The sequence below is a fragment of the Phyllobacterium sp. genome, from assembly GCF_037994405.1.
Taxonomy (GTDB): Bacteria; Pseudomonadota; Alphaproteobacteria; order Rhizobiales; family Rhizobiaceae; genus Phyllobacterium.
The window spans coordinates 1-20,986 of sequence record NZ_JBBNAN010000097.1; the positions used below are offsets into that span (position 1 = coordinate 1).

General features: G+C 58.3%; 20 protein-coding genes. 16 read left to right on the top strand and 4 right to left on the bottom strand.

Annotated features, from left to right (window positions below; translation table 11 throughout):
- From AAAC48_RS05800 to AAAC48_RS05815, 4 genes are all read right to left on the bottom strand, one after another.
- Positions 1 to 644, bottom strand: a 644-nt coding sequence (locus AAAC48_RS05800) for an extracellular solute-binding protein (RefSeq protein ID WP_340653270.1), incomplete at its 3' end; no start/stop codon positions are given.
- Between the two features lie 65 nt (positions 645 to 709).
- Positions 710 to 2,014 (bottom strand): FAD-dependent oxidoreductase, encoded by a 1,305-nt coding sequence (locus AAAC48_RS05805; RefSeq protein ID WP_340653271.1) that lies wholly within the window; start codon positions 2,012 to 2,014, stop codon positions 710 to 712.
- 17 nt (positions 2,015 to 2,031) lie between these two features.
- Entirely contained in the window at positions 2,032 to 2,763 is a 732-nt protein-coding gene (locus AAAC48_RS05810; RefSeq protein ID WP_340653272.1) for an HAD-IA family hydrolase, read from the bottom strand.
- A gap of 40 nt (positions 2,764 to 2,803) precedes the next feature.
- Positions 2,804 to 3,898: an ABC transporter ATP-binding protein gene (locus tag AAAC48_RS05815; RefSeq protein ID WP_340653273.1), complete on the bottom strand. Its 1,095-nt coding sequence runs from the start codon at positions 3,896 to 3,898 to the stop codon at positions 2,804 to 2,806.
- A 232-nt stretch (positions 3,899 to 4,130) separates the two neighbouring features.
- Between AAAC48_RS05815 and AAAC48_RS05820 the strand changes: the two genes are divergently transcribed.
- The 16 genes from AAAC48_RS05820 to AAAC48_RS05895 all read left to right on the top strand — a co-directional run bounded on the left by AAAC48_RS05820 (position 4,131) and on the right by AAAC48_RS05895 (position 20,945).
- Positions 4,131 to 5,108 (top strand): LysR family transcriptional regulator, encoded by a 978-nt coding sequence (locus AAAC48_RS05820; RefSeq protein ID WP_340653274.1) that lies wholly within the window; start codon positions 4,131 to 4,133, stop codon positions 5,106 to 5,108.
- Between the two features lie 95 nt (positions 5,109 to 5,203).
- A complete protein-coding gene (locus AAAC48_RS05825) occupies positions 5,204 to 7,717 on the top strand; it encodes a heavy metal translocating P-type ATPase (RefSeq protein WP_340653301.1) in 2,514 nt (837 codons plus the stop codon).
- Between the two features lie 11 nt (positions 7,718 to 7,728).
- Positions 7,729 to 8,739, top strand: coding sequence for a 2Fe-2S iron-sulfur cluster-binding protein (locus AAAC48_RS05830; protein ID WP_340653275.1), 1,011 nt, complete (start codon positions 7,729 to 7,731; stop codon positions 8,737 to 8,739).
- Between the two features lie 22 nt (positions 8,740 to 8,761).
- Positions 8,762 to 9,223, top strand: coding sequence for a Cu(I)-responsive transcriptional regulator (gene cueR / locus AAAC48_RS05835; RefSeq protein ID WP_340653276.1), 462 nt, complete (start codon positions 8,762 to 8,764; stop codon positions 9,221 to 9,223).
- Between the two features lie 153 nt (positions 9,224 to 9,376).
- Complete coding sequence (locus tag AAAC48_RS05840; RefSeq protein ID WP_340653277.1) at positions 9,377 to 10,375, top strand: cation diffusion facilitator family transporter; 999 nt, start codon at positions 9,377 to 9,379, stop codon at positions 10,373 to 10,375.
- 57 nt (positions 10,376 to 10,432) lie between these two features.
- Positions 10,433 to 11,068 carry a hypothetical protein gene (locus AAAC48_RS05845; RefSeq protein ID WP_340653278.1) on the top strand — a complete coding sequence of 212 codons (636 nt, stop codon included), beginning with the start codon at positions 10,433 to 10,435 and terminating at the stop codon, positions 11,066 to 11,068.
- A gap of 63 nt (positions 11,069 to 11,131) precedes the next feature.
- Positions 11,132 to 11,686, top strand: a complete 555-nt coding sequence (locus AAAC48_RS05850) for a GNAT family N-acetyltransferase (RefSeq protein ID WP_340653279.1) — start codon at positions 11,132 to 11,134, stop codon at positions 11,684 to 11,686.
- A 73-nt stretch (positions 11,687 to 11,759) separates the two neighbouring features.
- A complete protein-coding gene (locus AAAC48_RS05855) occupies positions 11,760 to 12,059 on the top strand; it encodes a metal-sensing transcriptional repressor (RefSeq protein ID WP_340653280.1) in 300 nt (99 codons plus the stop codon).
- A 340-nt stretch (positions 12,060 to 12,399) separates the two neighbouring features.
- The gene (locus tag AAAC48_RS05860) at positions 12,400 to 13,677 is read left to right on the top strand and encodes an FAD-binding oxidoreductase (RefSeq protein WP_340653281.1); all 1,278 of its coding nucleotides are present in this window, start codon (positions 12,400 to 12,402) and stop codon (positions 13,675 to 13,677) included.
- A 27-nt stretch (positions 13,678 to 13,704) separates the two neighbouring features.
- Entirely contained in the window at positions 13,705 to 14,649 is a 945-nt protein-coding gene (locus tag AAAC48_RS05865) for an ABC transporter permease (protein ID WP_340653282.1), read from the top strand.
- Positions 14,650 to 14,668: 19 nt separating this feature from the next.
- Positions 14,669 to 15,544 (top strand): ABC transporter permease, encoded by an 876-nt coding sequence (locus tag AAAC48_RS05870; RefSeq protein WP_340653283.1) that lies wholly within the window; start codon positions 14,669 to 14,671, stop codon positions 15,542 to 15,544.
- A 19-nt stretch (positions 15,545 to 15,563) separates the two neighbouring features.
- Positions 15,564 to 16,265 carry a GntR family transcriptional regulator gene (locus tag AAAC48_RS05875; RefSeq protein ID WP_340653284.1) on the top strand — a complete coding sequence of 234 codons (702 nt, stop codon included), beginning with the start codon at positions 15,564 to 15,566 and terminating at the stop codon, positions 16,263 to 16,265.
- Between the two features lie 50 nt (positions 16,266 to 16,315).
- Positions 16,316 to 17,368, top strand: a complete 1,053-nt coding sequence (locus tag AAAC48_RS05880; protein ID WP_340653285.1) for an ABC transporter ATP-binding protein — start codon at positions 16,316 to 16,318, stop codon at positions 17,366 to 17,368.
- A gap of 12 nt (positions 17,369 to 17,380) precedes the next feature.
- A complete protein-coding gene (locus tag AAAC48_RS05885) occupies positions 17,381 to 18,391 on the top strand; it encodes an oligopeptide/dipeptide ABC transporter ATP-binding protein (RefSeq protein WP_340653286.1) in 1,011 nt (336 codons plus the stop codon).
- Between the two features lie 238 nt (positions 18,392 to 18,629).
- Positions 18,630 to 20,123: an ABC transporter substrate-binding protein gene (locus tag AAAC48_RS05890; protein ID WP_340653287.1), complete on the top strand. Its 1,494-nt coding sequence runs from the start codon at positions 18,630 to 18,632 to the stop codon at positions 20,121 to 20,123.
- 111 nt (positions 20,124 to 20,234) lie between these two features.
- Positions 20,235 to 20,945 carry a cupin domain-containing protein gene (locus AAAC48_RS05895; protein WP_340653288.1) on the top strand — a complete coding sequence of 237 codons (711 nt, stop codon included), beginning with the start codon at positions 20,235 to 20,237 and terminating at the stop codon, positions 20,943 to 20,945.
- Positions 20,946 to 20,986: the final 41 nt, after the last annotated feature.

The window sequence follows — 20,986 nt, forward strand, 5'->3', positions numbered from 1 at the left end:
GCCGATTGTCCGCCGGAGGTCCACCAGACGGTGATATGGGGTTTGATCTCTTCCAGCTTCTTGAATGCACGGTCGACGTCGATCGGGTAGACCTTGTCCGGGGCAACGCCATCGGCGAGCAGCGCGGCTTCGAGTGTTGCCAGGGGGTGATTGCGAAGCGCGCGCGTTCCCGGGAACTTCTTCACATCCCAGAAGTCGGCCCATGATTGCGGCGGATTATCGCCAAACTTGCTCTTGTTGTAGGCAAGCACGCTTGAATAGAATTCATATGCTGCCGAATAGGGCGTCTTGTATTTTTCCGGCATCTTTTCGGCATTGGGAATCTTGCTGAAATCGAGCTTTTCGATCAGCCCCTGTTCACCGCCCCGAATGCAGTCCTTCGTTGGCGTATCGACCACGTCCCATACCGGCTTTCCGGTCGCGCCTTGCGTCTTGATCACCGGCCAGGCGTCGGGCGAACTGTCCTGGTTGATGGTGATGCCCAGTTTCTCGGCCACCGGATCAAGAATGGCCTTGGTCTGGGCCTCCTGATAGGCGCCGCCCTGGGAAATGAAGGTAATCTCTTCGGCAAAAGCGGACGTGGCTATTACGGTCATGCCCGCAACGGCCGCCGCGAGGGCAACTTTGGAATGTCTGTACAGCATACTCGTTCTCCTCTGTTCTTGACGAGGCACCAGGCCTCTTTAACGGAAACTCAAGTCGACGGGTCTTATCGCCCGATTGCATCAAGGAACTGGTACCAGCCGGCAACAAGCCGGACGGCGGGTTCTCGAATGGGGTAGAAAGGAACTTTTTTCAGCCGCTCTGACGCAAGAAGTCCGATATTCGGCTGGTCGCCGGTAACGATGTCGGCGAGATATTTGCCCATCAGCGTCGACATCGCGACTCCCGTACCGTTGTATCCGACGGCATAGCTGATCCTGTCGTCGAGCCGCCCGACATGCGGAATGCTGTCGAGCGTCATGCCCACCAGGCCGGACCAGCGATGCGTTACCTTGACATCGGCGAGTTCCGGAAACTGCATGACCATGGCCTTTTGCAAAGCGGCGAAGGCGGATGGGGAGTCGTTCTTGCCGAAGGCACCGCGGCCGCCAAACAGCAGGCGGTCGCCGGACTTGCGGAACCAGCGCATCATACGCCGGGTCTCCGTGTAGCTGCGACCCTTGGACAGCAGCCTTGCAGCCGGTTTGCCTGTCAGCGGTTCGGTCGCGATGATGGCGCTGCGAAACGGGATCAGCGTTCGCTGCACTTCTTGCGTGGCGGCGGTCAGATCGGAATAGGCATTGGTGGCGATGACCGCATGGCGGGCGCCGATGTTGCCGCCCGGTGTTTCCAGCACCAGCCTCGCGCCATCACGCCGTAGCGCCGTGACCGGGCTCTGCTCAAAAATTGCAATGCCTTCAGCATCTACGCCGGCCGCAAGGCCGCGAACGAAATTGAGCGGATGGATCACACCGCCATGGGTATTGAGAAGTCCACCGGTGAAACCGGCCGATCCGGTTTCCTCCAGCATCTGCGCTGGCGCAAGGATGGATGTAGAATGATCACCAAGCACGTCATTGAGCCAGGCAACTTCCTTCCTGAGGGCTGCAAGCGATACTTCATTGTGGGCGCAGCGAAGGCTGCCACTTTCCTGAAAATTGGCCTCCTTGATGCCATAGGCTTCAACCAGCTCGCCAACATGATCGATGGCTTGGATACCGAGGTCGTGCATGTGCCGCGCCATGTCGATGCCCCAGCCTTCGGCGATGCCGGAGAAGGTGAGGCGGAACTTGCCCGAAACCACGCCGCCATTGCGTCCGCTCGCGCCCCAGCCGACGCGGCACGCCTCAAGCACGACCGGGCTGAGGCCTTTGCGCGCCAGATAGCGGGCCGCCGAAAGTCCCGTATAGCCTCCGCCGATGATGGCGACATCATATTGCCCGCCGCCGGACAGCTTGCCGAAGCGCGGCTGGCTCGCAGCGGTATCACTCCAGAGCGATGCGATTTCGGACAGGGGCGGGACGGGGGCCATTGGCGCGGGGCTCCGGATCAGGCTGCCGTTGCCGACTTGTGGAAGCTCAGAATTTCCGCGTCGACCGCATCGGCAAGCTGTTTCAGGGACGAGAAGTGGTAGTCGGGCTTGGTCAAGGTTGCCGGCGCAGGTGTGCCGCCAAAACCTTTCAGCCCTTGGCGCCGCTCGATCCAGCACACGGTGTAGCCAAGGTCCTTGGCGACACCAATGTCGTGATGCTGGCTCTGCGCCACGTGCAGAATCTCGTTGAATTGGTAACCGTGGGCGGACTGCCGGCCGCGGTTGAACGCGAAGAACTGCGGGTTTGGCTTGGCAACGCCGGTCTCATCACAGGTAACGCTGTCATGGAATGGATTGCCGAGCGTCGCGGAATATGCGGAGAAGGCAGTGCGATCCGCATTCGTCATCGCCACCAGGCGGAAATTCTTGCGCAGCCGCTTCAGTGCAGCAACGGAATCGGTAAAGGCGGGCCAGCGGAATATCGAGAGCTGGAAGGCATCAGCCGTCGCCTGGTCATTGCGGAAGCCGAGTTCGTTGGCAAGCGACAGATACACGTCCTTCATGGCAAAGCTGGAGCGGCCGTAGAATTTGTCTCTGCCGCGCTTGTATGCTTCGAAAATCTCGTCTTCGGGAGCGCTGGCCGCCTTGTCGCCGCCAAGTTCGCGGATGGCGCTGATGACGCCGGTTTCGAAGTCGATCAGTGTGCCGACAACGTCGAATGTGAGGACTTTGAAGGATGTAAGTGACATTTGCATTCTCTCGTCAGTTTGTTCGGATTGCGGATATTTCTTAATAAGACGCCTTGGGGACCACGATGGTGTCCTGCGGGTGGAGCGCGATGGTCATTCGCGATCCCACGGGCTTGATCTTTGTCAGGCCCGTATGATTGCTCGGCTGGCGCAGGCTCAGCCTCGTGCCATCGTCCAGTTGTACAAAGACGCGGGCGCTCTCACCTTGATAGAGGACCTCGGTGACGGTGCCGGTCATGCGGTTCAGAAGTCCGTCGTCGGCTTCATCGGCGATCAGCAGTTTTTCGGCATGCACGGCGAGGAATATCTTGTTGCCCTGCGGGATTGGATGTGCCGAGCGCAGAAGATACGGCCCGAGTTTGGCACTGTCTGCCGCGGCATATTCCACGGGGACAAGCGTCGCTTCACCGATGAAGCTTGCGACAAAGGAATCCGCCGGGTGGTCGTGCAGCCGGACCGGGGTATCGATCTGTACGATCTTGCCGCGATTCATGATGGCGACACGGTCGCTCATCGTCAGCGCTTCGCGCTGATCATGGGTCACGTAAATAATGGTTGCGCGGAGTTTCTGGTGCAGATGGCGAAGTTCGATCTGCATGTTTTCGCGCAATTGCTTGTCAAGCGCCGACAACGGTTCGTCCATCAAAATAAGTCGCGGTTCAAAGATGATGGCGCGCGCAAGAGCGACGCGCTGGCGCTGGCCGCCGGAAAGTTCGGTGATGCGCCGGTGCTCGAAACCTGCGAGTTCGACCATCGAAAGCGCGTCCCGCACCTTTGCAGCCCATGTCGACTTTGGCAGGCGGCGTGCACGCAGGGGGAAGGCTACATTCTCGCCGACACTCATATGGGGAAACAGCGCGTAGTTCTGAAAGACGATACCAATATCGCGCTTGTGAGGCGGAGCATATGTAATATCCCGCTCTCCCAGGAAGACCGACCCGGAGGTAGGCTGCACGAAGCCGCCGAGGACGCCGAGAAAGGTGGTCTTGCCTGAACCCGAGGGGCCAAGCAGGGAAACGAATTCGCCCGCTCCGACCTCAAGGCTCACATCGTCAAGGGCGTGAAAGGCTCCGTAACTCTTGCGAGCATTGCGGATTGATACGCCGACACTTTCGATATTATTCGCGATATTCATTGAAATCCACTGCAACTTTCCTTGCAAACCGGCCCCGAAGCCAGATGCAATCCTGTTCATTGAGCAGAGATATACAGCTCCTTTCGCTGACGAAGGTCTACCCGTCAGGCGACAATACCGTATCGAATTCCCCTTGTTCTTGGCCTTTCCAAAAAGCCTGTTGATGGTAGGAGACCAAAAGATGGATTAGCTGGCAATTGAAAAAAAGTTGGCGGAGGTGTTACATGGTGTAATGACCCTGCTACGCCGTTCCCTGCCGTCGATGAATGCCCTCTTTACTTTCGAGGCCGCAGCGCGTTGCGGCAATTTTTCCAAAGCAGCGAACGAACTGAATGTCACGCCGGCTGCGGTCAGCCGCATGATCGCACGGCTGGAGGAACATCTCGGCACGCAGCTTTTCGTTCGCATTCCAACTGGGTCGTCCTTGAGCGAGGCCGGCACCATCCTTTTCGACAGCATCACCAAAGGCTTTTCGGGAATTGAAAATGCGCTGCGGGAAATCGAGGACCGGCAGACGGGCCTCGAAACAGTCTCGCTCTCGGTTTCAACCGGCTTCACCACGCATTGGTTGATGCCTCGCATGAGCAAGTTCAAAGCGGAGTTTCCGAATGTCGATCTGCGCTTCCAGCTCGTCATCGGCGCACTTGGTGGCTCGGTCGCCGATGTCGATCTTGGAATGCGTTTTGTCGACGGCTCGGATGAACGGCAAGAGGCGACGCTGATCATGCCGGAAATCCTGATGCCAATCTGCAGCCCGTCCTATTATGAGCAATACGCGACCGGGCAGGAGGGCGTGGAGGCGCCCGTCTACACGATCGTCAATCTGGACAGCGCGCAGCCGGACTGGTCCGGGCTGTTCCTGCCGCGCCAGGCGGGTGAGACCGTAAATTCGCTGATATTTTCCGATTATGCGATCGTCGTGCAAGCGGCGCTTCTCGGCCAGGGCGTTGCGTTGGGCTGGCTGAATGTCGTCGCCCACTGGCTGCGCACACGGGCCCTTGTGCCGGCTCGGCAGGATCTGATGGTGACGGGACGGCTTTGCCATCTGGTTCGCATGCGGGACAAGCCGCGTCGGCCTGTAGTTTCGCTCATCCGGGACTGGATCATCGCTGAACTGCTTGAGGATATTCGCGATCTCGACGTGCAATATCCTGCTCTTGGACTGCAGGCCTTGCTCGACAGGAATGCTGCGGCGGTTCTGGAAAATTGACCCGATCAATTGGATCCATTTGGAGGCCTTGACCTTACCACGATGGGAAGCCCTATCTTCCTGCCAACAGGATGAAACGAGGTCTTCCAATGAGTATGTCAGACGTTCAAATTCGACCCAATCACCAGATAGAAATTGAAGGCATGACATGCGCCTCATGTGTTGGCCGGGTGGAAAAAGCCATCGCCAATGTGCCCGGCGTCGCCAAGGCTTCGGTCAATCTTGCAACGGAGCGGGCTGACATTGCCTTTTCCGGTGCACCCGATGTTCCTGCTGTGATCAATGCGATTCGCAATGCGGGCTATGAGGTCGGCGAGAAAACAATCGAACTCGACATTGAGGGCATGACCTGCGCGTCCTGTGTCGGCCGGGTCGAGAAGGCCTTGAAGGCCGTATCCGGCGTGACCAATGCCAGTGTCAACCTCGCAACGGAACGGGCGACTGTCAGGGTCGCCGGCGGAAGCGCGACGGCCTCCCGTTTGGCGGAGGCCATCAAGGCGGCAGGTTACGCAGCAAGTGAGGTTGTAACAGGCAAGGCCGAAGATGGTGAGCATGACCGGCGCGAAGCCGAATTGCGCAGCCTGAAGATCAGCCTTGCGGCCGCCGCTCTCCTGACGATACCGGTGTTTGTCCTCGAAATGGGATCGCATCTCGTTCCTTCCATCCATGAGTTTGTTATGGACAAGGTTGGCATGCAGGAAAGCTGGTATCTCCAGTTCGTGCTCACCACGCTGGTGCTCTTCGGTCCCGGTTTACGTTTTTTCAAGAAGGGCGTGCCCGCGTTGCTGCGATTGGCACCAGACATGAATTCGCTGGTCGTGCTCGGTACGACAGCCGCATGGGGATTCTCGGTCATCGCCACCTTTGCGTCCGAGCTCCTGCCCGAAGGCACAACCAACATCTACTACGAGGCAGCCGCTGTCATCGTGACGCTCATCCTACTTGGGCGCTTCCTCGAGGCGCGCGCCAAGGGCCGCACGAGCGAAGCCATAAAGCGGCTTCTCGGACTTCAGGCCAAGTCTGCACGCGTTCTGCGCAATGGCGAAGCCGTTGACGTGCCGCTGCAGGAAGTACAGGCCGGTGATGTGATCATTGTCCGTCCCGGCGAGAAAGTGCCGGTCGACGGTGAGGTGGTCGACGGTTCGTCTTACGTCGATGAATCGATGATTACCGGCGAGCCTGTGCCTGTGACCAAGGTTGCCGGTTGCGAAGTTGTCGGCGGTACAGTCAACAAGAATGGCTCATTCACTTTCCGGGCCACGAAGGTTGGCAGTGACACGCTGATCGCCCAGATCATTCGCATGGTTGAAGAGGCACAGGCCGACAAGCTGCCGATTCAGGCGATGGTGGACAAGGTGACAAACTGGTTCGTGCCGGCCGTCATGTTTGCCGCTGCAGCGACGTTCATCGTCTGGGTTATTTTCGGTCCCGAGCCCGCACTGACCTTTGCCTTGGTGAATGCGGTTGCTGTTCTCATTATTGCCTGCCCTTGCGCGATGGGCCTTGCAACGCCGACCTCGATCATGGTGGGTACCGGCCGCGCCGCCGAAATGGGTGTGCTCTTCCGGCGTGGTGATGCCCTGCAAACGCTGCGTGACGCTGATGTGATCGCAGTCGACAAGACCGGGACGCTGACACTCGGCAAACCGACCCTTGCCTATTTCAAGACAAGTGAGGGTTTCAGCCGCAACGAAATCCTGAGCCTCGTTGCCTCGCTTGAGGCACGCTCGGAGCATCCGATTGCCGAAGCCATCGTCGAAGCCGCCAAGCGCGAAAGCCTGCAACTCAGCACGGCCGACAATTTTGAAGCGACGCCAGGTTTTGGCGTTGCCGCAACCATTGCCGGACGGAAGGTCGAAGTGGGTGCCGACCGGTTTATGGCCAAGCTTGGTCACAATGTTGCAAGTTTTGCGGATGATGCCGAGCGCCTTGGCCGGGAAGGGCAGTCACCGCTCTATGCGGCCGTTGACGGCAGGCTTGCCGCGATTATCACGGTCTCCGACCCGATCAAGCCGACGACGCCGGAAGCGATTGCAGCATTGCATGCGCTCGGCCTCAAGGTCGCGATGATCACGGGCGACAACCGCCGCACGGCGGAAGCGATTGCGCGCCGCCTGGATATCGACGAAGTCGTGGCGGAAGTGCTGCCTGATGGCAAGGTCGAGGCCGTCAAACGACTGGCATCCAAAGGGCAGCGCGTCGCCTTCGTCGGTGACGGCATCAACGACGCGCCGGCTTTGGCGGCCGCAGACGTAGGCCTTGCCATTGGCACAGGCACGGATGTGGCGATTGAAAGTGCCGATGTGGTGCTGATGTCCGGAGATTTGCGCGGCGTGGTCAATGCCATTGCCCTGTCGAAAGCGACAATCCGCAACATCAGTCAGAACCTTTTCTGGGCCTTTGCCTATAATGCGGCGTTGATCCCGGTAGCTGCAGGCGCACTCTACCCAGTCAATGGCACATTGTTGTCACCCGTGCTTGCAGCGGGTGCCATGGCTCTCTCGAGCGTGTTCGTCCTGACTAACGCCCTGCGGCTCAAGCGCTTCAGCCCGCCGCTGCAGGACCGGATCGATACGGCGCACTCCGGCGTGCTCGCTGCCGCGGAATAGGGGCCGGATCGATGACGAATATCAACACAGCCTACCTACCGCAGATCGGACGAGGGATTGCTGTCCAGGATGGGGAAACAATCTTGCATGCCGCCCTTGCAGCCGGGATTGCCTATCCGCATGGCTGCCGGATGGGCCGGTGCGGTGCCTGCAAGTCGCATCTCGTTTCCGGAGAGGTCGAGCTCCTCAAACATACGCCGTTCTCCTTGACGGAAGAGGAGAAGGCGGAAGGGTTGACACTGGCGTGCCGCGCCATGCCGAGGAGCAATGTGACGATCCGCTGGCTCGATGGTGCCGACGAGATTGCCGATATCCCAGCCGGCCGCTTCGAAGGTGTGATCGCGCAGACGGTTCAGGCAACGCATGACATCAAGCTGGTGCGGGTCAAAATCGGCAATCGCCATCAATTCGACTTTCGGGCCGGGCAATATGTGCGCTTTCTCTATCCGGGCAGCCCGCCGCGCGATTATTCGATTGCGAGCCGCCCAGATGAAGAACTGATCGAATTCCACATCAGGCATGTAACGGGCGGCGCAACCAGCGCCCGGATCTTTGCCCAGGCGACCGCTGGCGACACCATCACGATCGAAGGGCCGTTCGGCTCCTCCTTCCTGCGTGAAAAACACCGGGGGCCCATCCTTGGCATAGCGGGCGGTTCGGGCTTGGCACCGGTCAAGGCCGTTGCCGAGACAGCGCTTGCCAGAAACATGGGGCAGCCGATCCATGTCTATTTTGGCGCAAGGGCATCACGTGACCTATATATGATCGAGCACTTTCGCGAATTGAGTACGTTGCACGGCAATCTCAGCTTTGTTCCTGTCTTGTCGCAGGAAGCGCAGCCAGGAAAGCGCAGTGGGCAGGTTGGAGCGGTTGTGGCAGAGGATTTCAGCGACCTTGATGGTTGGAAAGCCTATCTTGCCGGACCGCCCGCCATGATCGATGCTACGGCTCCGCTATTGATCGAACGGGGCATCCGCGCCGCGGACATCCATGCGGACGTGTTCTTTACGCCGGAACGCTAGACGAACTGACAGGAGCAAGACTATGAACATTGGTGAAGCAGCCGCCGCATCGGGCGTTTCAGCAAAAATGATCCGGCACTATGAATCGATCGGCCTGATCAAGTCTGCCGACCGCACCGGTTCCGGCTATCGTGTCTATTCGGGCAACGATCTTGAGACATTGCGCTTCATCCGGCGCGGCAGGGATCTTGGATTTTCAATCGAGCAGATTCGCCATCTGCTGGCGCTGTGGCGCGACCGAAGCCGTGCCTCGTCCGATGTAAAACGCATCGCGCTGCAACATGTCGAGGAACTGGAGGCGAAGATGCGCCAGCTTCAGGAAATGGCAAATACGCTGCGCCACCTCGCTACACACTGCCACGGCGATGGCCGGCCCGACTGCCCCATTATTCAGGACCTCGCACACCCTGATGCCGATGATTTCGTGCCACCGGTCGCCGCGTCCAAGCGATCCGGCGCACTGAAAGGTACGCTGGCCGGCTGACGGCAGCACAGGGTAGGCCGGCTTGCATACATTCTGTTTTCTCGCTCAAAGCAGAATATTGTGCTGATCTAACCATGAAAATTGCGTTGACTTATCCCCTCCAGGGGGATGGTATAAGTGGGAGTTTAGAAACAGACTCCAGAGGAGAACGCAATGATCAAATCAGCGCTTGTTTGGATGGGCTTTGCGCCTGATCCGGGTTTTGCCCATTCGGGTGGTCATGGCCACAGCCATGGGCATGGTCACGGGGACGACGATCACGGCCACACACATGGGGTGATCGATGCGACGATCGCGTCGACCAGCAAGGGTCTCTGGGCGATCAAGTGGTCTTTCATTATCCTGATGGTCACCACAATGGCACAGGTTGCCATCGTCTATCTGACCGGCAGCGTCGCGCTTCTGGCCGATACGATCCACAATTTCGGTGATGCGGCGACCGCCATCCCGCTCGGCATAGCGTTTCTCTTTGCCCGCAAGGCAGCGTCCCGTACCTTCAACTACGGGCTCAATCGCGTGGAGGATCTGGCAGGCGTCGTGATCGTCGGTTTGATCCTGTTCAGCGCTCTCTATGCGGGCTACGTGTCGATCGAGCGCCTGCTCAATCCGCAGCCGATCGAGATGATCGGCGTTCTGGTCATGGCAGGCATAATCGGGTTTCTGGGTAATGAAGCTGTTGCCGAGTTTCGCATCCGCGTTGGACGTCAGATCAACAGTGCCGCGCTGATTGCGGACGGGTATCATGCCCGAGTCGATGGCTTCGGCAGCCTGGCTGTTGTCGTCGGAGCGGGCGGCGTGTGGCTTGGCTTTCCGCTTGCGGATCCGATCGTCGGCTTAATCATCACTTTCATGATCTTCGGTATCGTCTGGCAATCTGCACGCGCAGTCTTCACCCGCATGCTCGATGGCGTGGAACCCGGTGTTCTTGACGAAATCACACACACGGCTGAACACGTGCCGGGCATTGTCAGCGTTCTGGACGTCAAGGCACGCTGGCTCGGTCACAAATTGCGTGCGGACATCGATATCGCCATGGATCCTGATCTACCGGTTGCAGCCGCCGACCGGGTTGCGAACCATTATGAGCGCGAACTCAAGGGACATCTGCCAGCGCTGAATGCTGTTCAGATCAGGGTTCGTTCTGCGGCCTGAGTGCGCCGACGGATAGTGCAAATATCTCTTTCTGCAAAACAACTGAGGACCGGAACGATGACGACACAGAGCATTCATATGGGACATGGCCAAATGGTGGATATTGTCGACCTTGGTAACCGAAGCTGGGAGCTCGCTTTCAGCGAGGCGGGGAAACCTGACTACAAGGCGCCGCCACTTGAAGAAATCAAGGTTGATGCAATCGACGACAGTGGTGCGGTCTATCCCCTGTCCGTGTCGAAAGGGTCGAAAGCCTCGACCGTGGCAGTGACCGGCGATGTCGATCGCGCCCGCCGCGTACGGATCATGGTGCTGCATGGGAGTCATTTCCATACGCGGGAGGCGGCTGTGCCGGGTGCAGCGCCGCTGGAAGCGAGGACCGGTACGGTCGGCGGTTCAGTCATTCCGCTCAGCGGCGGAGCTGAGGTCGAGGTCACCCGGTCCGGTCCAGGGCGCTGGCTGCTGAAATGGCACAAGGATGGCATGGCGACTGCAGCCGCGTCCGAAGAAAAGATCGAGGTTGAAGCCATCGGACCCAAAGCGGAGGACTACCAGGTACGCCAGCTCCTGCTGATGCCGGGTCCGGATCAGTCAACGCTGATCGCCAGTGGCAAGGTTGATGATGCGACCCATATTCGGCTTATCCTCAAGGACGGTGCCGATCTTGTGAAGCGCAGCCTGCCCGTTCTTTAATCCTTACCAGTGGAACTGCCCATCGTGGCATTGCCGCGGTGGGCGCTGCAAGGGAGAGAGATCATGCAGCTACCCAGTAATTTTACGCTTTCGCGCCTTACCGGTTCGGCAACGCCGGCGCACGCTGCTGCCCGCCAGTTCTGCCTTGATACGATCAAGGAGTTCTACGGTTTCGACTACAATCCCGATTGGCACCTCGACATTGACACGTTGCTTCGTCCGGAAGCGGAAAACCATTATGCGCAGCCCAATCGCGGTGCGTTCTGGATCGTGTCGAATGAGCACAATGACTTGGTCGCGACGGTCGGCGTTCGGGGCTTGAGGTTCAAGCCGGCACTCGTGGAAGCGTTCCGTGTTCGCTATCCCGAACCTGACAAGGTCGGCTCGCTTTGGCGGCTTTATGTGCGCAAGGACCAGCGCGGTCATGGACTTGGCACGAAGCTCAACCTGCTGGTCGAGGAAGAGTCGCTGAAACTCGGTTATACGAATATGTACCTTCATGCATCCAGCGATGCGATGGCTACCATCGGTTTCTGGAAGTCGGTCGGTTACGAGAATATCGGCGAATGGGACTTCAGCACGCATTTCGACAAGAAGCTGCAACTGGTGGACGCCTGACACTACCCTTTTGCCACGACGTCGCGTATCAAGAGAAACAGGAAAGAGACTGGCAATGCTCTTGGAGACCACAATGACAGATCAAGCAGCTCCAGCGCAGGAACATCACGTTCACGAACATCATGCTGACATTGCCAAACGGCTGAAACGTGCCAATGGCCATCTGCGCAGTGTCGTCGAAATGATCGAAAGCCACCGCTCATGTCTTGATATTGCCCAGCAGCTTCATGCCGTCGAAAAAGCCATAAGCCAGGCAAAGCGCACATTGATCCAGGACCACCTCGATCATTGCCTTGAAGAGACAGTCGGGGCCTTGCCGAGGGAACAGCGCAAGCCCATCGACGAGTTCAAGGAAATCACCAAATATCTTTGAACGCGTGTCGAGCGCCATGACCGGCGTGCGAATTTCCGCCGCTATTCTTCCAACGAATTGAAACTCGAACGCCGGGTTCTGCCGCCGGCGCTGCCCGAAATCTTCCGAATTTGCCAACAGATTCTGCTGCTGCAGAACGCTGAATTGCCCAATTATTGCGTTTTCTATAGACATGCCTAAATTACCCTCAATAATTGGCTTAGTGAAACATTCGGATTGTTGACAATCCTAAAACTTGTGACACCATTCATGTCAGACGCAGCCTGGAGGGCGGGTTCCTGCGGTTCTCCAAGGGGTGAACTGGCAGTCGTCCTGGGCGAGACATGATGGAAACTGACGAATGAAACTCCAATCCTATTGGCTGGACACCGTCCCCCCGTTTGCAGCCGCCGCCAGCGGCGGACTGTCGGGCCGGGCGGACGTGGCGGTCATTGGTGGCGGATTCACCGGGCTCGCCGCGGCGGTCAGCCTTGCCAAGAAAGGCGCTGACGTGGTCCTGATTGAAGCGGGGCAAATCGGCAGCGGCGCTTCCGGCCGCAATGGCGGTCAGTGCAACAACGGTGTTGCAATCGATTACTCCGGGGCGGTCGCGCGTTTCGGCCTCGATACTGCCCGCTCATTTTATCGCGCCTATGATGCGGCTGTGGATACGGTCGAGCGGTTCGTCACCGACGAAGCCATCGATTGTGATTTCCGGCGGACCGGCAAGATCAAGCTTGCTGCCAAGCCAGAGCATTACGACAAGCTGGCAAGGACCTACGAGATTCTTGCAAGGGACGTCGATCAGGACACCGCGCTTATTAGTCGTGACAGCCTTCGTTCGGAAGTTGGAACGGACCGCTATTTCGGCGGACTGGCCTTCACCAAGAGCGCCGGGATGCATATGGGCAAGTTCGCGCAAGGCATGGCTTCTGCCGCTGTTCGTCATGGCGCCAAAATCTACGAGAAGGCCCCGGTGACCAAGCTCAAACGTATCTCCGGCTACCAGCACGAAGTCGTCACGGCAAAAGGATCCATCCGTGCCTCGCAGGTGCTGCTGGCAACCGGCACATCGGTTGCCGGCCCGTTCGCGCGCTTCCGCCGCCGCATCATTCCAATCGGCAGCTTCATAATTGTGACGGAACCGCTGCCGCTGCCGCTCATCGACGAGATCATGCCCACCCGGCGCATGGCGACGGATTCAAAGAATGTCGGAAGCTATTTCCGGATCACGCCGGACAATCGGCTGTTGTTTGGAGGGCGTGCGCGCTTTGCCATGTCGAGTCCCGCATCAGACGCCAAGAGCGGCAAGATACTCGAGAAGACAATGCTATCCGTCTTCCCGCAGCTGGCGGGTGTGCGCATCGATTATTGCTGGGGCGGGCTGGTTGACATGACGGCAGATCGTCTGCCCCGCGCAGGCGAACATGAGGGTCTGTTCTATTCGATGGGCTATAGTGGACATGGCACGCAGATGTCGACGCATATGGGTTCGGTCATGGCCGATGTCATGAGTGGCAAGCCGGATGCCAATGTCTGGCGCAAGCTCGATTGGCCCGCCATTCCAGGGCATTTTGGCAAGCCCTGGTTTCTGCCCTTCGTGGGCGCCTATTACCGGCTGCAGGATTTGCTGCACTAGAACCATTGCGGAGAAAGGAGCCAGGATATGTGGATACAGACACTAAGACGCTTCCTCATTCTATGTCTGATGCTGGCGATCGTTTCCGTAATCGCGTTCCTTTTGCCCTATATGACGGGCGGCGATCCTGCCCGGACGATCCTGTTTTCGCGCATGCGCGATACGGCACTCGATCCGCATGCGGTCGAAGCGCTCCGCACAAGCCTCGGCCTCGATCGTCCGCTATACGTCCAGTATTTTACGTGGTTGGGCAGCGCCTTAAGCGGCGATCTGGGTTTCTCCTTTACAAGCAGTCAGCCAGTCGCCGCTGAGCTTGCCCGTGCGCTTGGCGTATCGATCACCCTGGCGCTTACCGCATTGGCAATAGCAGTCGTCGTTGCCTTGCCGCTCGGCACCCTGGCAGCCATGCGGCCGGGCGGCCGCCTGGATAATTTCACCACGCTGATGATCCAGACTTTCGTTGCAACACCGGAATACTGGTTTGCACCCATGTCCGCGCTTGTGTTTGCCCTCTATCTCGGCTGGTTGCCATCGGCCGGCTGGGACAGCTGGCGTTCACTGGTGCTTCCGGCACTAACGCTCACGCTTCGGCCGCTTGCCTATTTCACGCAGGTGACGCGGGCTGCCATGGCCGATGTCTTGCGCGCACCTTATATCACCGCCGCACGCAGCCGCGGTCTCGGCATGCATGGCACGGTGATGCGCCATGGCATTCGCAATGGTTCATTGCCGGTTGTCACGTTCTTTGCCCTTTGGCTTGCAGGCCTGCTCGGGGGCTCAGTCGTCGTGGAAGTGATCTTCGCCATACCCGGTATGGGCCGGCTCCTCTACGACGCCGTGATCAATCGCGATATCCCCATGCTGCAAGGCGGATTTGTCTGCATCGTCGCATTGTCAATCCTGATCAACACGCTCGCTGACGCTCTTTACGTCCTGATCAATCCAGCAATGCGGGGAAGTCATGACCATTAGTCATTCCACAGAGGCTCCGATGGCAGTCGCCCTTTATAGCCGCCGCAAGCGTCCGTCTGCATTGAGCGGCGTTGTCGCCTTCATCCGGCGGCGGCACTGGACATTCTTCGTCGGCTCGGCGATCTTCCTTGTCATTCTCGCGCTGCTGATCATTGCGCCCTGGATATCTCCCTACAACCCTGCGCAGCAGAGCCTGCGTTTGAGGCTCAATGCCCCGAGCGCTGTTCACTGGCTTGGCACCGATCACCTCGGACGCGACCTGCTGAGCCGTGTGCTGATTGGCGGGCGCTTCACGGTAACCATTGCCGCGGTTACGGTCATTTTGTCGGTGGTGATCGGAACATTTATCGGCATCATCAGCGGACGCAGCCGCGGCCTTGTCGATGAGGTTCTGATGCGCACCGTCGATCTTCTGATATCGATCCCGGATGTGGTCATTGCCATCTTTCTGGTGGCGATCTTCGGCCCTGGCTATGGAACGCTGATCGCATCGCTGACAATCGTCGGATGGACGCCGTTCGCACGGCTATCGCGTGGCCTGACCCTGTCGATCAACTCGCAGGAATATATCCGGGCCGCCGAGGTGCTTGGCTGCACCCGGCGCTTCATCATATTTCGGCATGTCATCCCCAACACCATCCGGCCGATAGCGGCTGTGGCGTTCCTGCGCTTCGGTCACAAGCTGATTACCGTTGGCGGCCTGTCATTTCTGGGGCTCGGCGTCCAGCCGCCCGCCGCCGATTGGGCACTGATGCTCGCGGATGCGCAGGCCTATGCCGAGCGTATGCCCATCCTTGTCATAGCCCCGGGTCTGGCGATCTTCCTGTCAGCTCTGAGCGTGACGTGGATCGGGCATGGTCTGAACATCGATACCAAGAAATCAAGCGGTCATTGAACCAAGCGAGGAGACGTTGATGGCAGATACAAATACGATCAAACGGCTGACGCGGCGGACATTGTCCGGCCAGATCGCCGAGGAAATCCGCCAGGCAATTCTTTCCGGTGTCTTCCCGCTTGGCTCGCAACTCAACGAAATGGAACTGGCCGAGAAATTCGGTGTGAGCCGCGGACCGGTGCGCGAGGCGCTGCAGCGGTTGATTCAGGAAGCACTGCTGGTCAGCGAACCGCATCGGGGCGTCTTTGTACCCGAACTCAACGACCGCGACCTGTCGGACATATTTTTCGTTCGCGAAGCAATAGAAGGCAGCGCCATCCGCCGTGTCATGAAGTCGGAGGCATTGCCGGAGGTCAGCCTGACCTTGAAGCGCCTGGTCGTTCGCATGGACGAAGCTGCGCGTGCTGAGGATTGGCCGCTGGTCGCCGATCTCGACATGGAATTCCACCGGGAGCTGGTCGATGCTGCGGGGAGCTCCAGACTGTCACGCATGTACGCAACCGTACAGGCCGAAACCAAGCTCTGCCTGCTCATGCTGAGAGGCGGCTATCGCGGCAGTGCGGCACTGGTGGAGGAGCACCGGCGTCTAGCGGATATTATCGCCAGCGGTAACGTCGCCGCCGCCGTAGATGAACTGCCGAAGCACTTCGGTGATCCGGTTCGCATCATGCACAAAGCCAATGCCGCTCGTGAGAGAGGATCGTCATCCGAAGCCGCATGACACAGGCTTAGCAAATGCCCTCCGGTTCAATAAAAATAAGGGGAACTCTTATGAATATCGAAGGACAAACGCATACCGATACCGCTCCGTTGCTATCGCGGACACCGCTCCTGGAGATCGAGGATTTGCATGTCTCGTTTCCGGGCGAGAATGGCAGAAAGTCCGTGATCTCGGGCCTGACGCTTTCCGTCAATGCCGGCGAGGTGGTTGCGCTCGTTGGCGAATCGGGATCCGGCAAAAGCATGACGGCGCTGTCCCTGATGCGCCTGCTGCCGCCTGACGCCGAGATCACCTCCGGTCGTATTTCCTTTGCCGGGCGGGATATCCTTGCCCTCTCGCCTGCAGAACTCGACGCCCTGCGCGGTGCGGACATAGGAATGCTGTTCCAGCAGCCGCAGGCCATGCTCGATCCAACCAGCCGTGTCAGGACGCAAGTGGCTGAACCGCTCTGGGTTCACCGCAAGATGAGCCGTCACTCAGCGCTCGGCCGGGTGGTCAACATGTTGCGCGATGTCGGCATTCCTGACCCCTCGGCCCGAGCCCAATGCTTCGCGCACGAGCTCTCCGGCGGTATGGCGCAGCGCGTGATGATTGCCACGGCTCTTTCGGGTAATCCGCAACTCCTCATTGCCGATGAGCCGACGACAGCGCTCGACGTCACTGTGCAAGCGCAAATACTGCGGTTGCTCGATGATGAGCGCCGGAAGCGTAGCCTCGCTACGCTGCTCATTACCCATGACCTTTCGGTCGTCGCTGCTTTCGCTGACCGCATTGCGGTCATGTATGCGGGGCGTATCGTTGAAGAGGGGCCGACGCAGGCCATCCTCAAGGCGCCGCAGCATCCCTACACCAAAGCGCTGATCAGTTGTTCGTTGCTCACCACCGATGGTGCGGGTCAGTTGCTGTCGATTCCCGGATCGAGCGCGCATGCCCACGAACTGTCATGCGGCTGCCGGTTTCATCCCCGGTGCGCCATTGCCAAATCCAGCGGTATGGGAAACCAGTGTATGGCGTCCGAGCCAAGCCTGGACAGCTTGCCAGAGGGACGCAAGGCGCGATGCTGGGCGGTTGGACACCACCATGACGAACAGACAAGCTGCTGAGGGAGACGTGTGATGCAATTAGCCGCCGCAATGCAATCGCCTCCTTCCGCCGGTAGTAAAAAGACGCCCTACGTCGTCGCCAAGGACCTTTTCAAATACTATCCGATACCGGGTCTCGGTCATCGCATGGTCAAATCTGTCGATGGTGTTTCGCTTACGATCGCAGAGGGTGAAGTCCTTGGGCTGGTGGGCGAATCGGGTTGCGGCAAGAGCACCATCGCCAGGCTCATGACCCGGCTCACCCATGCGACGAATGGTGAACTCACTATTGGCGAGCACGACATTCTGCATATGGAGGGCGAAGCGCTTCGCCGTATGCGCCGGGTCGTGCAGCTGATATTTCAGGATCCCTATTCAGCGCTGGATCCCCGTATGCGCATCGGGCAAAGCATGGAAACGCCGCTTGAGCAGCACGGGATTGGAACACGCGACGAACGCAATGCGCGCGTCTACCAGATGCTGGAGGAAGTTGGTCTCGATGGCTCCTTCTACGATCGCTATCCAAGCCAATGTTCCGGAGGACAGTTGCAGCGCGTGGTGATTGGGCGCGCTCTTCTTCTCAAGCCTAGTTTTCTTGTCTGCGATGAGCCGACATCGGCACTCGACGCGTCGATGCGGACGCAGATCCTGAATCTGCTGATGGACCTGAAGCAGCGCCATGGCTTGACCATTCTGATGATCTCGCACGATCTACGCGTGGTGCGCTATCTCTGCGATCGCATCGCGGTGATGTATCTTGGGCGGATCGTTGAGATCGCCGACCGCGATGAATTGTTTCGTGCGCCGAAACATCCTTACACCAAGGCGCTGATCGCATCGTCGATGCTCGACGAAACCGGACTGCATGCGCCGGAAATGCTGCTGGATGGTGATTTGCCCAGTCCGCTCAATCCCCCCGATGGCTGCAGGTTCCATACCCGTTGCCGATACGCGACGGACAGATGCAGCACAAAGGAACCGGAGTTCAGTGCAGTGGCTGACGAGCATCTTGTGCGTTGCCACCATTGGCAGGAATTGAGTTGATTGGTTTGCTCGGCTTATGTTTTTCTTGTCAAATTCAGACGAATTGACGCATTGCCGAAGTAGAATCGGAATTTAATTCCGAAGAAAGAATATAGAATAGAAATATTCTGAATAGATATTCCAAGAATATCTATAGCGGGTGTTTTGTATTCTTAATTCAACAGCAGTGACGCGTTGCTTTCTCCTTGTCATTGTTGTTGAGCAAGGATGCCGTCAAAAAGTAAAGGGGAATAACACAATGTTGAAACATGCGATATTAACGACATGCGCATTGGTAGTCTCATTCGGTGCCCATGCGGCCGAGGGCGGGATGGTTACGTATGATGACAATTTCGGCGTGAAAACAGGATGGGATCTGTCCTCGGATGATGCCTATCTGGGCTCACGCGCGGGTTGCTTCGAAGGGCTGGTGCGTATCGGTTATGACACGAAGCTCGAGCCGAGCCTTGCCGAGTCATGGACGCAAACCGCTCCCACGGTTTGGGAGTTCAAGTTACGCAAAGGCGTCAAATTCCAGAATGGCGAACCATTCAATGCCGAGACAGTTGTCAATGCGCTGAACAACCGCTTGAAAGCACCCGTCCCCGCCCGCGCCTTCTCATCCAAGCTGGTAGCCTCTGTCGAGCCGGTTGGCGAAGATGTGGTGAAGATCACGACGGTGGAGCCATCGGTTCTGTTGCCCGCGCAATTGGCGAGCCCTGCAACGACTATCCTCGCGCCTGCTGCCTACAAATCCGGAAAAGTCGACCCGATCGGAACCTGTACCGGTCCTTTCAAGATCACAGAGGTCGATCCGAACCAGTACATGACTCTTATGGCCAATCATGAGTATTGGGGCGGTATGCCCAAGCTTGCCGGCGGCCGTGTGAATTTCGTTCCGGATGCCGATACGCGCGCAACCCAGATCCGTACCGGTGAAGCACAAATTTCGCGGCTTGTACCACCATGGACCGTCAAGACGGTCGAATCGACAGAAGGCGTAAAGGTGGCGCCGATCCCATCACCACGCATCACGGAACTGTTGCTGAACAATGCCAAGCCGCCATTCAACAACGTAAAGGTGCGGCAGGCGATCCAGGCCGCCATTGACAGTTTTGGCATCGCGGAGAGTATCTACGAAGGCGCCGTGAAGGGCGCGACCATGCCGTTTTCACCGGGCGAACCATGGGCGCAACAGGAACCGGAGCCGGCTTATGATGTCGACAGGGCTAAAGCCCTGCTCGCTGAAGCAGGCGTTGCGCCGGGCAGCCTGACGGTCGGGCTTCTGGCCTATACGGCCAAAACCGAACTGAAGGATGTCGCCGCGATCATCCAGGCGCAGTTGCAGGAAATTGGCATCAAGGTCGAGGTCAGGGTCGCCGATTACAGTGCGATCGAGCCTGACCTGTTGTCTGGCAATTTCGACATGGCACTGATGTCGCGCGGTTATACCACCGACGTTGCGGAACCGGTCGGCTTTCTTAATGCGGACTACACCTGCGGCGGCAGCTACAACATCTCGCATTATTGCAATGAAGAGACCGACAAGCTGATCAAGTCGGCCTATACGGTGGCTGAGCCGGCAAAGCGTTATGCCATCTACGAACAAGCAGTGAAAAAGCTCTATGAAGAAGCTGTCTCGGTCTATCTGATCCATGAAACGGTATTCGACGCCTATTCGGAAAAACTCGAGAACTACAGGCCGCATCCTCTGAACTATTATGTTCTGACCAAGGACCTGGTGACGAAGTAACGAATGGCCTCCCAAAATTATGCCAGGGCCCCGGTTCCAACGAGCCGGGGCTTTTTTTCAAATCCGGCTGTCGCAGCCGTAACTGTCAGCCAACTTATGGGAGATAATTCCATGCCCAATATTATCAGCGTTCACCCCCTGGTCAGCCAGGCCGGCCCGCATGAAGTTTCACCCGGCGATCCCTTTGCCGAAGCGCGCGTTATAGCGTTTTCGGCGGAAGGCAGGATAGCAGCAGGTTCCTGCGGGCCTGCATCCGGTACGAGCGACAGCACGCGCTACCCGCACCACGAACTCATCATTGTCAAAGGCGGAAAGCTCATTCTCGATGACGGGATTCGGGTTGTGACGATGATCGAGGGGAGTGTTGCAGTCATCCCGCAGGGCATTAGCGTTGTCTGGAGCGCAGATGCCCTAGCCCAATGGGACTTTATGAGCTTTGCAGGTGAGGCGGATCCTGCTGCGACGGAGACGGGTATCGTCGCTTTTGATCTTGACGCTCCGCGGCCACCATCTGCCAGCCCATCGGCGGAATTGCTGATTTCGGATAAACCGCAATGTCAGAACCGCCGCTGGTATGCCGATCCCTCCGGGGAATGGACAGCCGGTGTATGGAGTTCGACGCCCTATCACCGCCGGCCAATGAACTACGTTTACTATGAGATGATGCATATGCTCGCAGGCAGCGTGGAGATCGGCAACGGCAGCGAACAGGAAACAATCTGGGGGCCGGGTGAAACCTGTCTTCTGCCAAAGGGTGCGTCGCTCGCATGGAACAGCCGGGAAGACGTGTTGAAGATCTATGGCACCTGGCGGCCGTCATAGGCGGCTAAGGTATTCTCATCGGAATAATCCGGTGTCCCGCC

What these genes read in the sequence shown, in the direction of transcription:
- AAAC48_RS05860 (WP_340653281.1), top strand. Translation starts at nt 12,400, where the DNA reads ATGAAACTCCAATCCTATTGGCTGGACACCGTCCCCCCGTTTGCAGCC.
- AAAC48_RS05890 (WP_340653287.1), top strand. Translation starts at nt 18,630, where the DNA reads ATGTTGAAACATGCGATATTAACGACATGCGCATTGGTAGTCTCATTC.
- AAAC48_RS05810 (WP_340653272.1), bottom strand. Translation starts at nt 2,763, where the DNA reads ATGTCACTTACATCCTTCAAAGTCCTCACATTCGACGTTGTCGGCACA.
- AAAC48_RS05885 (WP_340653286.1), top strand. Translation starts at nt 17,381, where the DNA reads ATGCAATTAGCCGCCGCAATGCAATCGCCTCCTTCCGCCGGTAGTAAA.
- AAAC48_RS05805 (WP_340653271.1), bottom strand. Translation starts at nt 2,014, where the DNA reads ATGGCCCCCGTCCCGCCCCTGTCCGAAATCGCATCGCTCTGGAGTGAT.
- AAAC48_RS05830 (WP_340653275.1), top strand. Translation starts at nt 7,729, where the DNA reads ATGACGAATATCAACACAGCCTACCTACCGCAGATCGGACGAGGGATT.
- cueR (WP_340653276.1), top strand. Translation starts at nt 8,762, where the DNA reads ATGAACATTGGTGAAGCAGCCGCCGCATCGGGCGTTTCAGCAAAAATG.
- AAAC48_RS05870 (WP_340653283.1), top strand. Translation starts at nt 14,669, where the DNA reads ATGGCAGTCGCCCTTTATAGCCGCCGCAAGCGTCCGTCTGCATTGAGC.
- AAAC48_RS05845 (WP_340653278.1), top strand. Translation starts at nt 10,433, where the DNA reads ATGACGACACAGAGCATTCATATGGGACATGGCCAAATGGTGGATATT.
- AAAC48_RS05895 (WP_340653288.1), top strand. Translation starts at nt 20,235, where the DNA reads ATGCCCAATATTATCAGCGTTCACCCCCTGGTCAGCCAGGCCGGCCCG.
- AAAC48_RS05840 (WP_340653277.1), top strand. Translation starts at nt 9,377, where the DNA reads ATGATCAAATCAGCGCTTGTTTGGATGGGCTTTGCGCCTGATCCGGGT.
- AAAC48_RS05855 (WP_340653280.1), top strand. Translation starts at nt 11,760, where the DNA reads ATGACAGATCAAGCAGCTCCAGCGCAGGAACATCACGTTCACGAACAT.
- AAAC48_RS05820 (WP_340653274.1), top strand. Translation starts at nt 4,131, where the DNA reads ATGACCCTGCTACGCCGTTCCCTGCCGTCGATGAATGCCCTCTTTACT.
- AAAC48_RS05875 (WP_340653284.1), top strand. Translation starts at nt 15,564, where the DNA reads ATGGCAGATACAAATACGATCAAACGGCTGACGCGGCGGACATTGTCC.
- AAAC48_RS05865 (WP_340653282.1), top strand. Translation starts at nt 13,705, where the DNA reads ATGTGGATACAGACACTAAGACGCTTCCTCATTCTATGTCTGATGCTG.
- AAAC48_RS05825 (WP_340653301.1), top strand. Translation starts at nt 5,204, where the DNA reads ATGTCAGACGTTCAAATTCGACCCAATCACCAGATAGAAATTGAAGGC.
- AAAC48_RS05815 (WP_340653273.1), bottom strand. Translation starts at nt 3,898, where the DNA reads ATGAATATCGCGAATAATATCGAAAGTGTCGGCGTATCAATCCGCAAT.
- AAAC48_RS05850 (WP_340653279.1), top strand. Translation starts at nt 11,132, where the DNA reads ATGCAGCTACCCAGTAATTTTACGCTTTCGCGCCTTACCGGTTCGGCA.
- AAAC48_RS05880 (WP_340653285.1), top strand. Translation starts at nt 16,316, where the DNA reads ATGAATATCGAAGGACAAACGCATACCGATACCGCTCCGTTGCTATCG.